15 protein-coding genes are annotated in these 13,832 nt (G+C 33.3%); 2 read left to right on the top strand and 13 right to left on the bottom strand.

The genetic code is table 11. The annotated features are described in order from the left end of the window. Nucleotides 1–26 precede the first annotated feature (26 nt). From ACWNT5_RS14320 to ACWNT5_RS14295, 6 genes are all read right to left on the bottom strand, one after another. Nucleotides 27–602 carry a YceI family protein gene (locus tag ACWNT5_RS14320; protein WP_456517719.1) on the bottom strand — a complete coding sequence of 192 codons (576 nt, stop codon included), beginning with the start codon at nucleotides 600–602 and terminating at the stop codon, nucleotides 27–29. A gap of 7 nt (nucleotides 603–609) precedes the next feature. Then, entirely contained in the window at nucleotides 610–1,098 is a 489-nt protein-coding gene (locus ACWNT5_RS14315; protein WP_456517718.1) for a hypothetical protein, read from the bottom strand. A gap of 2 nt (nucleotides 1,099–1,100) precedes the next feature. Continuing rightward, nucleotides 1,101–1,490: a hypothetical protein gene (locus ACWNT5_RS14310; protein WP_299605654.1), complete on the bottom strand. Its 390-nt coding sequence runs from the start codon at nucleotides 1,488–1,490 to the stop codon at nucleotides 1,101–1,103. A 124-nt stretch (nucleotides 1,491–1,614) separates the two neighbouring features. Beyond that, nucleotides 1,615–2,730, bottom strand: coding sequence for a helix-turn-helix domain-containing protein (locus ACWNT5_RS14305; protein WP_456517717.1), 1,116 nt, complete (start codon nucleotides 2,728–2,730; stop codon nucleotides 1,615–1,617). 24 nt (nucleotides 2,731–2,754) lie between these two features. Next, nucleotides 2,755–3,465, bottom strand: a complete 711-nt coding sequence (locus tag ACWNT5_RS14300) for a TIGR04283 family arsenosugar biosynthesis glycosyltransferase (protein ID WP_456517716.1) — start codon at nucleotides 3,463–3,465, stop codon at nucleotides 2,755–2,757. Nucleotides 3,466–3,493: 28 nt separating this feature from the next. After that, nucleotides 3,494–4,207, bottom strand: coding sequence for a DUF547 domain-containing protein (locus ACWNT5_RS14295; RefSeq protein WP_456517715.1), 714 nt, complete (start codon nucleotides 4,205–4,207; stop codon nucleotides 3,494–3,496). Nucleotides 4,208–4,418: 211 nt separating this feature from the next. Here ACWNT5_RS14295 and ACWNT5_RS14290 point away from each other — a divergent pair, with 211 nt between their 5' ends. Further along, a complete protein-coding gene (locus ACWNT5_RS14290) occupies nucleotides 4,419–5,636 on the top strand; it encodes an NADH:flavin oxidoreductase/NADH oxidase family protein (RefSeq protein WP_456517714.1) in 1,218 nt (405 codons plus the stop codon). A gap of 62 nt (nucleotides 5,637–5,698) precedes the next feature. On the opposite strand, the gene arsM is transcribed toward ACWNT5_RS14290, so the two are convergent. The 7 genes from arsM to ACWNT5_RS14255 form a co-directional block, all read right to left on the bottom strand. Then, nucleotides 5,699–6,667 carry an arsenosugar biosynthesis arsenite methyltransferase ArsM gene (gene arsM, locus ACWNT5_RS14285; RefSeq protein WP_456517713.1) on the bottom strand — a complete coding sequence of 323 codons (969 nt, stop codon included), beginning with the start codon at nucleotides 6,665–6,667 and terminating at the stop codon, nucleotides 5,699–5,701. 45 nt (nucleotides 6,668–6,712) lie between these two features. After that, the gene (locus ACWNT5_RS14280) at nucleotides 6,713–7,525 is read right to left on the bottom strand and encodes a purine-nucleoside phosphorylase (protein WP_456517712.1); all 813 of its coding nucleotides are present in this window, start codon (nucleotides 7,523–7,525) and stop codon (nucleotides 6,713–6,715) included. Next, nucleotides 7,518–8,135 (bottom strand): TIGR04282 family arsenosugar biosynthesis glycosyltransferase, encoded by a 618-nt coding sequence (locus tag ACWNT5_RS14275; RefSeq protein ID WP_299605670.1) that lies wholly within the window; start codon nucleotides 8,133–8,135, stop codon nucleotides 7,518–7,520. Before ACWNT5_RS14275 ends, ACWNT5_RS14280 begins: the two co-directional genes overlap by 8 nt. Next, a complete protein-coding gene (locus ACWNT5_RS14270) occupies nucleotides 8,132–8,632 on the bottom strand; it encodes a rhodanese-like domain-containing protein (protein ID WP_456517711.1) in 501 nt (166 codons plus the stop codon). Before ACWNT5_RS14270 ends, ACWNT5_RS14275 begins: the two co-directional genes overlap by 4 nt. Before the next feature lie 145 nt (nucleotides 8,633–8,777). Beyond that, nucleotides 8,778–9,455, bottom strand: coding sequence for a TIGR04282 family arsenosugar biosynthesis glycosyltransferase (locus ACWNT5_RS14265; protein WP_456517710.1), 678 nt, complete (start codon nucleotides 9,453–9,455; stop codon nucleotides 8,778–8,780). A 2-nt stretch (nucleotides 9,456–9,457) separates the two neighbouring features. Then, nucleotides 9,458–10,513 (bottom strand): arsenosugar biosynthesis radical SAM (seleno)protein ArsS, encoded by a 1,056-nt coding sequence (gene arsS / locus ACWNT5_RS14260; RefSeq protein WP_456517709.1) that lies wholly within the window; start codon nucleotides 10,511–10,513, stop codon nucleotides 9,458–9,460. A gap of 45 nt (nucleotides 10,514–10,558) precedes the next feature. Then, on the bottom strand, nucleotides 10,559–10,894 hold the full coding sequence (locus ACWNT5_RS14255) for an arsenosugar biosynthesis-associated peroxidase-like protein (RefSeq protein ID WP_299605680.1): 336 nt from the start codon (nucleotides 10,892–10,894) through the stop codon (nucleotides 10,559–10,561). A gap of 643 nt (nucleotides 10,895–11,537) precedes the next feature. On the opposite strand from ACWNT5_RS14255, the gene bglX reads away from it, so the two are divergent. After that, a complete protein-coding gene (bglX, locus tag ACWNT5_RS14250) occupies nucleotides 11,538–13,829 on the top strand; it encodes a beta-glucosidase BglX (protein ID WP_456517708.1) in 2,292 nt (763 codons plus the stop codon). Nucleotides 13,830–13,832: the final 3 nt, after the last annotated feature.

The following is a 13,832-nucleotide window of genomic DNA, read 5'->3' as shown; positions in this document are numbered from 1 at the left end:
TAAAAATAACGATTTTCGGTCAGAACTTATTTAGATTTAAATAATAATTTCCCCTCTAAAATAAATTCATCGGCGATCGCATTTTCTTTCATTCTTTTAAAAATACTGGGAGAATTATGATTCACTCCATATTTAGTTCTATCTATCAAATATTTAAATGTAATCAAGATATCAGTACCTTTGCTTTCAATAGTAACAGGAATATTTTCTGTATTTGTTTTGCCCTTTATCGTAAGGCTTCCTGTTAAAACAGTTTCTGTGTTCTCTAATGTAACTGAGTTATTAACGATGAAGGTAGCTGTTGGATATTTCTTTACTTCAAAGAAGTCTTCGTTTTTAAGGTGATTTTTTAGGTCATTATTTTCGTGATCAATACTTTTCATATTAATGATTAATTGTAAGGAAGAAATTGTCTTGTCCAAGGCTGTTACCGTTCCACTTTTAGGTGTAATAGTTCCAGTAAGAGAATAAGAATTAAAGGCGGCTTTTCCAGTCCATGATAGTTCAGAACTTTTTACATCTAAAGTGTAATTCTGCGCTTGTATCTTTTGTAATCCAATTATGATTAGACTTATGATTACTATATTTTTAAATGTTCGCATAATTGATTTAGTTTAAAAGTTTATCTGTTGTTTCAATCTTCTCATAACCACATACAGTTTCTCCATCTTCGGTTATACCAATGAAATACCACATGGCCCATCCACCAAACAGCGTATCATCTGTTCGCCAATTGTTTGCCCAGGTATAAGGTTGAGATTGTTTCATTACCTGTTTTTTGGTTTTGAAATTTTTGTTTAGTTCTTTGAGTGGATATGATTTTCTTAAATTCCAAGTATCATTATAGAATAGATATGCACCGTATTCAATAATTGTTATTTCACTTTCTTTACATAGAATAGCGGTATTATGTTTCCAGTAATATCGATCATCAATTTTTATTGCATCAATTGATTTAGGAAAATTTTTTACGGAGATAGCTCTGCGTAAACTGCTTAATTTCTCAGGTAATTTATCATTTATGGGTGTTCCATATTTAGTTTGCGCAGGTAGTAAGACTGTATACAGAACCGCGCATAGTAAGATTACTTTTTTCATGATTATTTTATTTTTTCTGCTGTCCAAACAGCTAAAAAGTCCTTCTTTATAGCATGCGTTGATCCATAAAGTTTTCCATTTTTATAGTAAAATGTGGTATTATAGTCACCACTATTGTCACCGGAGATAAGTGCTACATAAATCACATCTAATTGGGTGTTTACTCTTCCCTCTCTCATTTTTACACCTTCTCTGTAAAATGTTCCTTCTACGGATTTGGAAGTAATCTTATCGATGCGCATCATGGCAAAATTGGAATCTGTCGTATCCTGCGGACTCATATCCAGTTTCCATTCACCAACTAATTGTTGTAGATCTTTTGTGTCTTCTTGAGAAAAGCTATAGAAAGATGTTATTAATACGAATACTGTAAATGTCATTAATTGTCTCATGTTGTTATGATTTTAGAATTGTTCGAGACAAATATTGATCATTTAATAAACAAAATCGTTTCAATTCGCTAAATGAGACGAATTTTGAAGAAAGTTAAGGACTCAATTTTTTAATTGAGACTATTTAACTATTTGATTTTAAAGCGCTAGGAGGTTTACCGGTTATTTTTTTAACTGCTCGGTTAAAAGAAGCTTTAGAGTTAAAACCTGCTTCATAAGCTAATGCTAAAAGGGTGAAATTGTTATTTTTTGAGTCATTTACTAACCTTTTTACTTCTTCAATACGAAGTTCATTGATGTAGTCATTAAACTTTTTCTCGTAGATGGTATTAAGGCACTTGGTTACCAAGTATGGTTTTACAGATAGTTGTTCGGATAGAGAAGCTAAGGTAAGTTCAGGATCTTTAAATAATTGGTCTTCTTGCATTTTAAGATTCAATGCATTACTGATAGTCACAAGTTGCTCTTTTTCTTTATCTGAGACAGTTGTTGTTGGTTTAAATGCACTTTCTTTTCTGCGAGAAAATCCTTCGAGCCCTAACCAATAAGTAATAATCGCCATGCCTATAAATACAGGATGACCGTAGAAAAAATTACTGGCAAAATTGAAAAAGAAAAAGTCTATTAAAATTCCAAGAACATAAATAATAGAGAATATTTTCATCACCAAAATTACTCTTTTGATCCAGTCGAGTTTTCCTGGAATGATCTTATATCCTTCGACACTCGTCATATTACTTAGTATTTTTTCAGCTTTGCTACTATAAAAAATGATGAGTGCTCCAGAAATGACAAACATCGTTGGATAATGCATCCATATTACATATCCCCAATATCCTAACCAAGTAAGGCTTTCTCTGGTTCCATCCCAGTAAAAGTTTTGAGCTTTGATAAAAAAGCTCCAGGCAAATTCAATGAATACTGGTAGAAAATGAATCCAATCCTTCTGTTTAAATTCAAATTTGGGATTCACATAACTTTTTACAAAAAAGAAAATTAGTGTTCCGTAAATCCAATTATATTCTAGCAAAATATGATACCAAACATCATAACGACCTAAACCAAATATATTTAGTGTCTCTACAATAAGTCGGTAAGAAAAGAAGAATAAAATGGTAGCCAGAAACCTATTAGCTATATAGTGCAATCCATTTTTCTGCCATAATATGATTCCGAAAATGATTCCCTGAATAGCTCCAATTAGGAGTAAAACAACTAAAAGTATTGGTATTGTTTCCACTTCCCTAAAGATAAAGAAGTAGATTTAAGAAACAACTTTTTTCTTATAATACCTATATAAATCTTCTGAGGAGGCACCCAGCCATCGTCGCATATGAATATTTAAAAAGTGGTATTGCAATCGCCAAACTCCGACTTCTCTGTAACGTCTTGCAGAAGTAATGACGTATTTAGGAATGATAACAAATTTGTTAATCGCAAAAAGACGATCTACTAGATCATTATCTTCATAAACGATATAATTTTCGTCGTAACCTTCTATTTCTTTAAATAATGATGCGGTTATAAACTGACTTTGATCGCCACCACGACAGCGTTTACTTTCAAATTTTGTAAGCCACCCTAGAAATCGCAACCACCAATGATTTGAATCAAACTTCATACGAAAACATCCAGCTTCATTACCTTTTTTTATTTCTGCTATGATATCCTTATCATAATGCTTTGGAGGAAAGGAATCAGCATGCAAAAAATACAGAATTTCACCCGCAGCAACCGATGCTCCTGTATTCATCTGCTTAGCGCGACCTTTTTCGGAATCTACTAATTTAATCTTTACAGCTTGGCTTTCTGCAAACTGTTGTACCACGGTTTTTGAATTATCAGTGCTTCCACCATCGACAATGATAATATCACTAATGGTATCTTTAGCATAAGAAACCTGTATCAAATGCGAAAGCAGCTTACATATAGAAGCCGCTTCATTAAGAATAGGAATGACGATAGAAATTTTCAAAAGGTCAGCTGTTATTTATGGTATAAAGTTACTCATTTAAACTCCAATCATATTTCTTATATCCTTTCTTTTTTTGCTTATCAATTTTAACTTTAGCGTATTTATTGATAAAAGATTTTGCATCTTCACCATCTACCTTAAAATCTTTTTTAAACCAACTGAATATTTTTGAAACCTCTACTACTTCTTCAGTAATGGTATTTCTTTTAGGGTCGTTGATAAAATTTCCAGTAAGTGTTTCCAAAGCATTATCAACATTAGTTGCAGTAAAAGCTCTATTCCATACTATTGGGCAAGAAAAAGAAGCACAATTGATAGCAAAATGAATTCTAGGCTCTCCTAGTTTTCTAAGAATTTTGTGTTCTAGTTCATTTAAACTGTGTAGTGCGCCATTAATTTTAAAGAACTGTCTATCCCACGGATTTTTAATGTCTTTAATACTTTTTAAAGGGTAGTTATCAATGATAAGCTTGATCGTGTAGGCATTGTAAGCATTGATCCAGTATGCTAACTTTTCTTCTTTGCTCCAATTTTCTGCAGGTGGATTATCAGAAAGATAGTTGAAGTACTTATATAGCTCTGCACTGTCTCTCATAAATCCTTTATAATCTACTTTTCCGTCATCGGATACATTGATCAATAATATCTGATCCCAGATGGCATGATCTAATTTTTGTTGTGCTTTCGTTTGCAGTGATATGAATGCAATAATTGCGAATACAAATAGTTTTGGGGTCTTCATTTTTTATGTTTTTTATTCCAAATGGTTAGGTTTGACACTTAATTTATTTTTTGTTTTTCCAAATAACGAAATGTTTATATAAATATTCGTTAAATACTCGAGGTTAGTCCAAAGTCTGTGCCATTCCTTACAGATGTTATTCGTAATTCATAGTTCCTTATATTGGAACTTACTTATTGAATGTGTATTATTGTAATCGAACTATTTCCATATGATTAGTACAGTTTTGACACTTCCTTGCGGAGCGGTATTGAAAAACAGATTGGTAAAATCCGCTATGACCGAGCGGATCAGCAATCGGAATTATGAACCTGTTAAAGGTCATAATCGGTTGTATGAAGATTGGTCTGCTACCAGAGCTGGCTTGCTAATAACTGGAAATGTAGTTATCGATAGAAAACATTTAGAATCTGCGGGTAATGTATGTTTTGATGATGAAAATATGCTCCCAAAATTAAAGTTATGGGCAGAAGCCGGAAAAAGATATGGTAATCATGTTTGGGTTCAAATTTCACATTCTGGTCGACAAACAAATCGTTTTGGAACTAGTAGACCCTTAGCACCTTCTGAAGTTCAGTTAAAAAAGTTAGGGCTTTTTGGTAAACCTAAAGCTATGACAGAAGAGGATATTCTAAAAGTAATTCAAGGTTTTGCTAAGGCTGCACAATTAACCAAAGAAGCTGGTTTTACTGGTGTTCAAATCCATGCTGCTCATGGATATTTGTTGAGCCAGTTTTTATCACCTAATACCAATTTGCGATCTGATCAATGGGGAGGTAGTATTGAAAATAGAAGTCGTTTATTACTAACTATTATCAAAGAAGTTCGCAAAGTAGTAGGAGCTGATTTTCCTATAGCCGTAAAATTGAATTCTGCTGATTTTCAGAGAGGAGGTTTTACAGAGGAAGAATCCTTAGAGGTAGTTCGAATGTTGGATAATGAAAAGATAGATTTACTGGAGATATCTGGAGGAACCTATGAAAAGCTTGCTTTTTTTACTATGAATGAAGAAGATGGAAAACTAAAAGAGAGTACAAAACGCAGAGAGGCGTATTTTATAGATTTTGCTAAGAAAATAAGAGCAATCAGTCAGTTGCCACTAATGATTACTGGAGGTTTTAGGTCATATGATTTTTGTAACGAAGTATTATCTAACGGCGAAGTAGATCTAATTGGTATGGCTCGTCCTTTTATTACGAATAGGGATGAGATATCGGATTTTCTAAAAGGGAAGTTGCCTAGATTAGAAAATTTGATTTTGCGTACGGGAATTAAACAATTTGAAGATGCAGCCGAAGGAGGATTTTATGCCAGACAAATTATAAGGTTTTCGAAAGGAAAAGGGTTGAAAACCAATATGAGTCCGCTTTGGTGCTCTATGTTTTTGATTATATATGAATTTAGAAAAGCAATGTCGAAGAAGTTCTAAAAAACATATCCCCAAAACCAAATAATGTTCTAGGGATATGAATGCTTACATATTTAATAAATTTAGCAACATCCGCCACCATCGTAATGGAAAGTAGATTCGCTTATGTAGATATCATCTCTTCCTAGATCTCCCAAAGCTGCTGCAGTTTTATCACATACAGCTAATGGTTGATTTTTTAGTAAAACATGTCCTTTTTTATCATCAAAATAGTCTTCATCGCCATAATAAATAGCCGCTTTCCCAGTAAATATGCAAGGTCCATCCTCTGGCATTGGATCTTTAATAGCAGCTACCTCAATAGATTCTATATAGATCAATTCATCCGTTTCGTAGTTTTTAGGGTCTAATATACGATAAGGCTTACGTGCTCTAATTTCTATTGTTCCAAAACCAACATCAGTAAGTGCTTTTACATATTCTGCAATCGGAAGACTACCACTTAAACATAAAGCTCTTAATCGTTCGTCGTTTCTTAACGTTTCATTCATTGGCTGCTCACAAGTAGGATCACTCATCACCAATCTGCCGTGAGGTTTTAAAACACGATACATTTCTTCGATAGCTTTTTTTAGATCTTCTTCTTTAAAGATATTAAACAAGCAATTTTGAGCAGCTACATCAATACTATTGTCTTCTACTGGAAGATTTAGAGCATCACCAAATCTAAGATCTACAAATTCACTTTTGAACCAATCATTTTGTTCTTCAGCTTCTTTAAAATTCTTACGAGAAGCTTCCAACATTTCTTGTACTACATCTACACCGATAACACCATGTTTTTGGCGTGAGAAATAAGAGAATTGTAATAATTCCATTCCTCCACCAACACCAACGTATAGAATTTTAGGATTGTTGGTAAGGTCTCGGGCATTTACAGTACTTCCACATCCATAATTCATTTCTTGCATGATCTTTGGGATTTTTAATCCTGGTAGTTCCCAAATTGGATTTGTGGTACAACATAGTCCAACATCTGGAGTTAATGCTGCTTCTTTATAAACATCATGTGTGGTTTCTAAATAACTCATATTTTATACTTTCTTTTTACTATTAATGGGGTTTGTCTTCTGCTTCTACAAGGATTTTATTAGTTCTTTAAATAAAAGAATCATTTCTGGTTCTGCTTTTCCTGCCATAGCAATAATTTCTTCAATATCTACAGGTTGTAAATTATCAGGATCACATTCATCGGTAAGCACAGAAACTGCAGCTACTTTTAGATTTAAGTGATTGGCCACAATAATTTCTGGAACAGTACTCATTCCTACTGCATCTGCTCCGATTATCTTCAAGTATCTATATTCTGCTCTTGTTTCTAGTTGTGGCCCTACCACAGAGGCATATACGCCTTTGTGCAAAGTGATGTTATTTTCTTTAGCAATGGTTTCCAATTGATGATTAAGATTGGCATCATATGGAGCACTCATATCCGTAAAACGAGTTCCTAATTGTTCTACTCCTTTAAATGCAAGTGGCGACCCTCCCTGGAGATTAATATGATCATCAATTAACATTAACTCTCCTTTTTTAAAATTTAGATTAATAGCTCCAGAAGCATTTGAAACTAGCAATGTTTTAATTCCTAACTGCTGCATGATACGAACAGGATAAGTAACATCCTGAAGAGAATATCCTTCGTATAGGTGGAAACGACCTTGCATTACGACAACCTTTTTTCCTTCTAGGTTTCCATAAATTAATTTCCCTTTATGAAACTCTACCGTTGCAGTGGGGAAATTAGGAATATGATTATAGCTTACTTCTTTTAGAACTTCAATTTCATTAAGTAGTTGTCCTAGTCCTGTTCCTAAGATGATTCCTATCTCTGGGTTTTCAAATCCTTTTTCCTGTAGATACTCTGTTGTTTCTTTAATGTATTTAATCATTTTGATAACTTAATAGGTGTTGAAAGGCCGAGATGTCTTTAATATCTTCATAATAGTCGATATCATTTCGTTCTTCCAGTAATTTTATATTGGTTTGTTGTAAATCGTTTAATGTATTTTGAAGGACTGTCTCAGTACCCCAAGCTTTGTTTTCAAAAACTTCAGAGTTCATTCTTTTCATCCCTAACAAATAATATCCTCCATCCATTGCAGGACCAATTACATATTCATGATCTTGGAGAGCTCTAAATGCGTTTTCGATGTCTTCCTGATTTAGGTCATACATATCACTTCCAATGATGATGATATTGGTATATCCATTAGTAAAACCATTCTGAAATGCATTTTTCATTCGTTGTCCGAGGTCTTCACCATCTTGCTGTTTTTTGTGATAGATATGGTTATCCCAAATATCATTTTCTCTAACTTTTACAGAATAATGTACCTCTTTGGTGATATCCAGATCTTTTGTGATACTCACCGTATGATTTAATAAAGTTTGATATACCTCTAAAGCAGCATGATCGCCTATGGTAGCTGCTAGTCTTGTTTTACATTTACCCAATTCGGGGTTTCGGGTAAAAATTAATAATAGATTCTTTTCTTTCACCTTTTGTATACTTTTTTTCCTTTATACAACCATTTTCCCCACTCTTTTGAAAATGCGTGTACTTTGTTAGTTTCTTTTTCGTTCATATCCACTACTTCATTACCGTCATTTTTCCATTCAAATATGCCGCCGTATAAATTATATATGTTGGTATAACCAAATTCTTTTAACTTTTCTGAAATGTCTTCTGATCGTATTCCTAAACTACAATACACTACAATTTTTGAGTCTTTAGGGATGTTTTGATTCGCTATTTTCTTTATTTCAAAAAAATCGTACCCAACATGAATAGCACCTTTTAAGTGACTTGTTTGGTACTCTACAAGCTCTCTTGCATCAAAAAGGATAACATCGTTTTTAGAAGATTTCAGTTCTTTAACAGTAATGTAAGGGATACTCTTACTATTGTGTAGCATTAATAACTCCTTTAAGGAATCTTGACTTGCTACAAGTAAGGGTAATAGTATACAGAAAAATATAAGAGTTACTTTCTTCATACAGATGATGTTCGTAATGTTGTAATCTCAAAGAGATTGATTGGTCAATACTAAAATGTTGATATGCTTTTGATCGCTGTAGTTTTATAACAGCAATAATTCCTAATAAGGTATAGGAATCATCTAAATTGACTTTATAAATGTCTTAAGATAAGAGTGGAGATCCTTTGTTGTAAAAGGAATATTGTTGGTAGGTATCTGTACTTGTTATTACACCACGAAATATTTGAACAAAAGGGCGTAATATTTCATTGATAATGGTCTTCATCATCTTAGATAGACCAAAACTAATTTTAGAAATAGTTTTTAAATCTTCAAACGTATCTATATCATAAAGAACTTCGAGTTGAGTAACTTCGATTTTTGAAGTTTTTATTAAAAGAGAGACGCTCTTAGCCAGGTTTTTAGACTGCCAAGGGAGTTTTAAAAAGGTGTTTTTATTAAACTGAGATTTGTGCAACCCCATTAAATAAAATCCACCATCGACAGAAGGTCCTAGTACAAAATTATTATTTTTAAGTTGCTTAACACTTTCAACTAAGTGATGTTTTTGTAGATGAGGTGTGTCATTCCCGATAGTAATTACACTTTCATATCCTCTATCATAAATGTTCTGAATCGCATTTACAAAACGTTCTCCAAAACTATTTCCAATCTGATCTCTCTCTGTACATACAAAAAATGGAATTCCTGTGCTTCGAACTATTTTTAGAGTAGACCTGTTTAGCGCTGAGAATAGTTTATCACCTCCAAATATTGGTTTATTAAGCATCTCCTGTTTAGAGGAGTTTGCAAAAACTAATATGGCGGTTTTTACATTCATAATTAAGCTACTGTTCCTTGGCAACTACTTCCTGCACCAGCGGTACAACCATAACAATGCTGGGAAATGATAATATTTCTGTTTTGAAGTATTTCTTCGTTGTATTCGCTAATATGTTTTACTTTACTTGCTACTTTTAGATCTAACATTTGATTAAAATCACAATCATAAAGCCATCCATCCCAACTTATAGAAATTGTGTTTGTACACATAACATTCGCTACAGCTGTAGGATTGTAAGCTTCAACCAAAGCATACATATAGTCTTCATAATTCTCAGATGCAATTAAGTAATCCAAAAATCTACTGATCGGTAAATTAGTGATTGCAAACAAATTATGAAAGTGAATTCCAAAATCTTCTAGCAAAGCCTTTTTAAAATCTTTTTCCATAGAAGCTTGATCACCTGGTAAAAAAGCACCAGAAGGATTGTATACTAAATCAAGGCGAAGATCACTGTCGGGCATTCCATATCCGCGCTCATTTAGTTCTTGAAGCGCTTTAATGGATTTGTCAAAAACACCATCTCCACGTTGCTTATCGGTTTTACCTCTCGTCCAATGTGGCATTGAGGAAACTACATGAACATTATGTTTTTTGAAAAAATCAGGCAAGTCATAATATTTTTTGTTTGCCCTTATGATTGTCAGGTTACTACGTACTATGAAATCCTTAATTCCAGCCTTACTGGCTTCTTCTACAAACCATCTAAAATTAGGATTCATTTCTGGTGCTCCACCAGTTAAGTCCAGTGTGTGCGCTCCTGTTTTTCTAATAACATCCAAACATTGTTGCATAGTTTCTTTGGTCATAATCTCCTTACGATCAGGACCTGCATCTACATGACAGTGTTCGCATACTTGATTACACATGTATCCAACATTGATCTGTAATATTTCAAGTTTATTAGGACGTAAAGGGTTTTTGCCAATTTCAGCAATTTTATCAGCAAATTTTGGTAGTTCACCGTTAGCAAAAATACCATTGTTTAGTATTTCTAATTGCCTATTAGAATCTGCTAATTCGTTATTTCTTTTTTTCAGTGACTTAGTAGCCATACATCATTTTTATTAAAATTGTCTTTTAAGATATCAGCCTCAATCTTACATAGACAACTTTTCGTATTTATTCATCATTTGTACACCATGTACTAGTGTAGCCCCACTTTCTATAGCAGCTCCTGCATGAACAGCTTCCATCATTTCTTCTTTAGTAATTCCTTTTTGTAAACCATCTTTTGTGTAGGCATCAATACAATAAGGACATTTTACCACATGGGAAACTGCTAAGGCGATTAAAGATTTTTCTCTCGCCGTTAATGCACCATCTTCGAAAACCTTTCCATAATAATCAAAGAATTTAGTTCCTAGCTCTTCGCTCCATTCAGTAATTTTTCCAAATTTTCTAAGATCCGAAGGATCGTAATATGTTTTAGACATATAATCGTTGTTTTAAAACAGATAGTTATTGTATGTCGTAAGATATAGATTAAAACTTACAATAAATTTATCTTTTATTCATAATGTCTAAAATCAACATTATGGAGATAAAAAAAAAGGGAATGTTAAATATTTAAGTTTTTTTGTCAAAAATATACCGATCATACACGTTAAAATAACCAATTGACACCCATTATTAGGAATTGTGAATTATATTGATCTATAATTATTTTGCTCTTCAATTGTTAAGATAAAAAGCATGTTTTTTTACTAAAAGATTTGTTGCATTTTAGATGTTAATCCCTAAGCTCATTTGTTATAATATATTTATTTAATCTTTATTAGGTTTTGTTTTTAACTCCTGATAACTTTCTATTATTTTAACAATTAAATCTCTCAATTCGTTGATTAACAGTGATTTTTTTAGACATATATAAATGTCAATGGGATAATTGAATTAAAATGTAATGATAATGTTAAGATTATCTAGTTAGCGCAAATTAGAATGTAATGTTGTAGCTTTATCAATATTTCGAGATAAAAATCTAAAGTGTTTATTTACTGATTTTTAAAAAACGAATCAGATTTATATTAAGAAAGTAAGTAAGATAAATTTAATTGACGTAACTAAAAAATAAGATAGGTGAGAATTATTAAAGAATATGCTAAAAATAATATTTGTGGTATTGTCCTGTTGGGGTTATTTGTAGGTGCTCCTTTACAGGGTTTTTCTCAGAATAAAAATATTGAGCAGAAAGTGGATTCTGTTATTGCTTTAATGACATTAAAGGAAAAAATAGGACAGCTTGTTTTATATAACGGTAGTTGGGATGTAACCGGACCACCTTCGGATGTTGGGAATAAAGAAAAATACGAGAAACTTCGCAACGGAGAAGTAGGGGCTATGCTTAACGCTACATCAGTAGCAGGTACTAAAGAATTACAAAAAACGGTAATGGAAAATTCGCGATTAAAAATTCCATTGTTGTTTGGATATGATGTGATTCATGGTTTTAAAACAATTTTTCCTATACCACTTGGTGAAAGTGCAAGTTGGGACTTAGAGGCTATTAAAAAGTCTTCAGAAATTGCAGCAAAGGAGGCGACTGCGTCTGGTATTAATTGGGCATTTGGTCCTATGATGGATATTTCTAGAGATGCTCGATGGGGAAGAGTTATGGAAGGAGCAGGAGAAGATCCATTTTTAGCATCGAAAATAGCAGTTTCTAGAATTCAGGGATTTCAAGGAAATGATTTAGCAAAAGAGAATACACTTGCTGCATGTGCTAAGCATTTTGCTGCTTATGGTTTTGCAGAAGGAGGAAGGGATTATAACACAGTAAGTATAGGAGAATATGAATTACACAATACCGTATTACCTCCTTTTAAAGCGGCAGTTGATGCTGGTGTAGCATCAATGATGAGTTCGTTTAATGAGATAGATGGAATTCCAGCAACAGGTCATAAAGGTTTGCAAAGAGATATTTTGAAGAATACTTGGAACTGGGATGGTTTTATCGTTTCGGATTGGGCTTCTATTGCTGAAATGATTTTTCATGGATATGCAAAAGATAGAACACACGCGGCTGATATAGCGATACATGCGGGTAATGATATGGACATGGAAGGTAGAGCTTATGAAGTTGGTTTGGAAAAGTTGGTCAAAGATGGAAAAGTAGATGAAAAACTTATAGAAGATGCAGCTAGACGTATTTTACGAGTTAAGTTCGAATTAGGGTTGTTTGATGATCCTTTTAGATATAGTAATGAAGAACGTGAAAAAACAGAGATATATACAAAGGAGCATTTAGGGATAGCTAGAGATGTTGCCAAGAAATCAATTGTTTTGTTAAAAAATGATGGTAATATGTTACCACTCAAGAAAGATGCAAAAAGTATTGCGGTTATTGGATCTCTTGCGGATGATAAAGATACTCCTATTGGAAGTTGGAGAGGAATGGCAACACCGAATTCGGCAGTATCATTACTAGAAGGTATAAAGGCTGCTGTATCTAGTTCTGCAAAAATTTCACACGCAAAAGGAGTTGAGATAGGTGTGGGTGAAAGAAGTTTCGTTAGAAGTTTGAAAGTTAATAGAGATAATTTTGAGGGAATTGAAAATGCAGTAAGTGTTGCTAAGGGAGCAGAAGTGGTTGTCTTAGCATTAGGGGAAGAAGCTTTTCAATCTGGAGAAGCAAGAAGTCAGGTGAGTATAGAATTAACTCCGCCACAACAAAAGTTGTTTGATGCTGTTTACGCCGTAAATAAAAATATTGTAGTTGTACTTATGAATGGTCGTCCAATGGCTCTTCTTAATATTGCTGAAAAAGCATCCGCAATACTAGAAACTTGGCATCTTGGATCGACTTCTGGAAATGCAATAGCAGATGTATTATTTGGTGATTATAACCCTTCAGGGAAATTGCCAGTATCTTTTCCTAGGCATGGAGGTCAAGCACCTTTTTATTATAATGTTAAAAATACAGGAAGACCAGTAAATCAGGATGGTATGGTGTTTTGGTCACATTATACTGATGAAAAGAATGATGCTTTGTTTCCTTTTGGTCACGGATTAAGTTATACCAATTTTGAGTATAAGGATTTAAAAGTGAGTGCTCCAACATTTAGTGCAGGAGGAAAATTATCGGTCTCTGTTACAGTTAAAAACACGGGGAAAGTAAAAGGTAAGGAAGTGGTACAGCTGTATCTTAGAGATTTAATAGGTAGCTTAACACGACCAGTAAAAGAATTGAAAGGGTTTCAACTGATAGAACTTGGCCCTCAAGAGAGTAAAACAGTCACTTTTACGATAGATGAAAAAACGATTCAGTTTTACACTGCTAATAAAAAATGGGAAGCAGAACCAGGAGATTTCAAAGTGTTTATAGGAGGTAGCTCAAAAACAGAACTAGAAAGTAATTTTTCTTTTAAATAATTA

The organism is Aquimarina sp. 433 (genome assembly GCF_054054605.1).
This window is presented reverse-complemented; position numbering and strand designations above follow the sequence as displayed.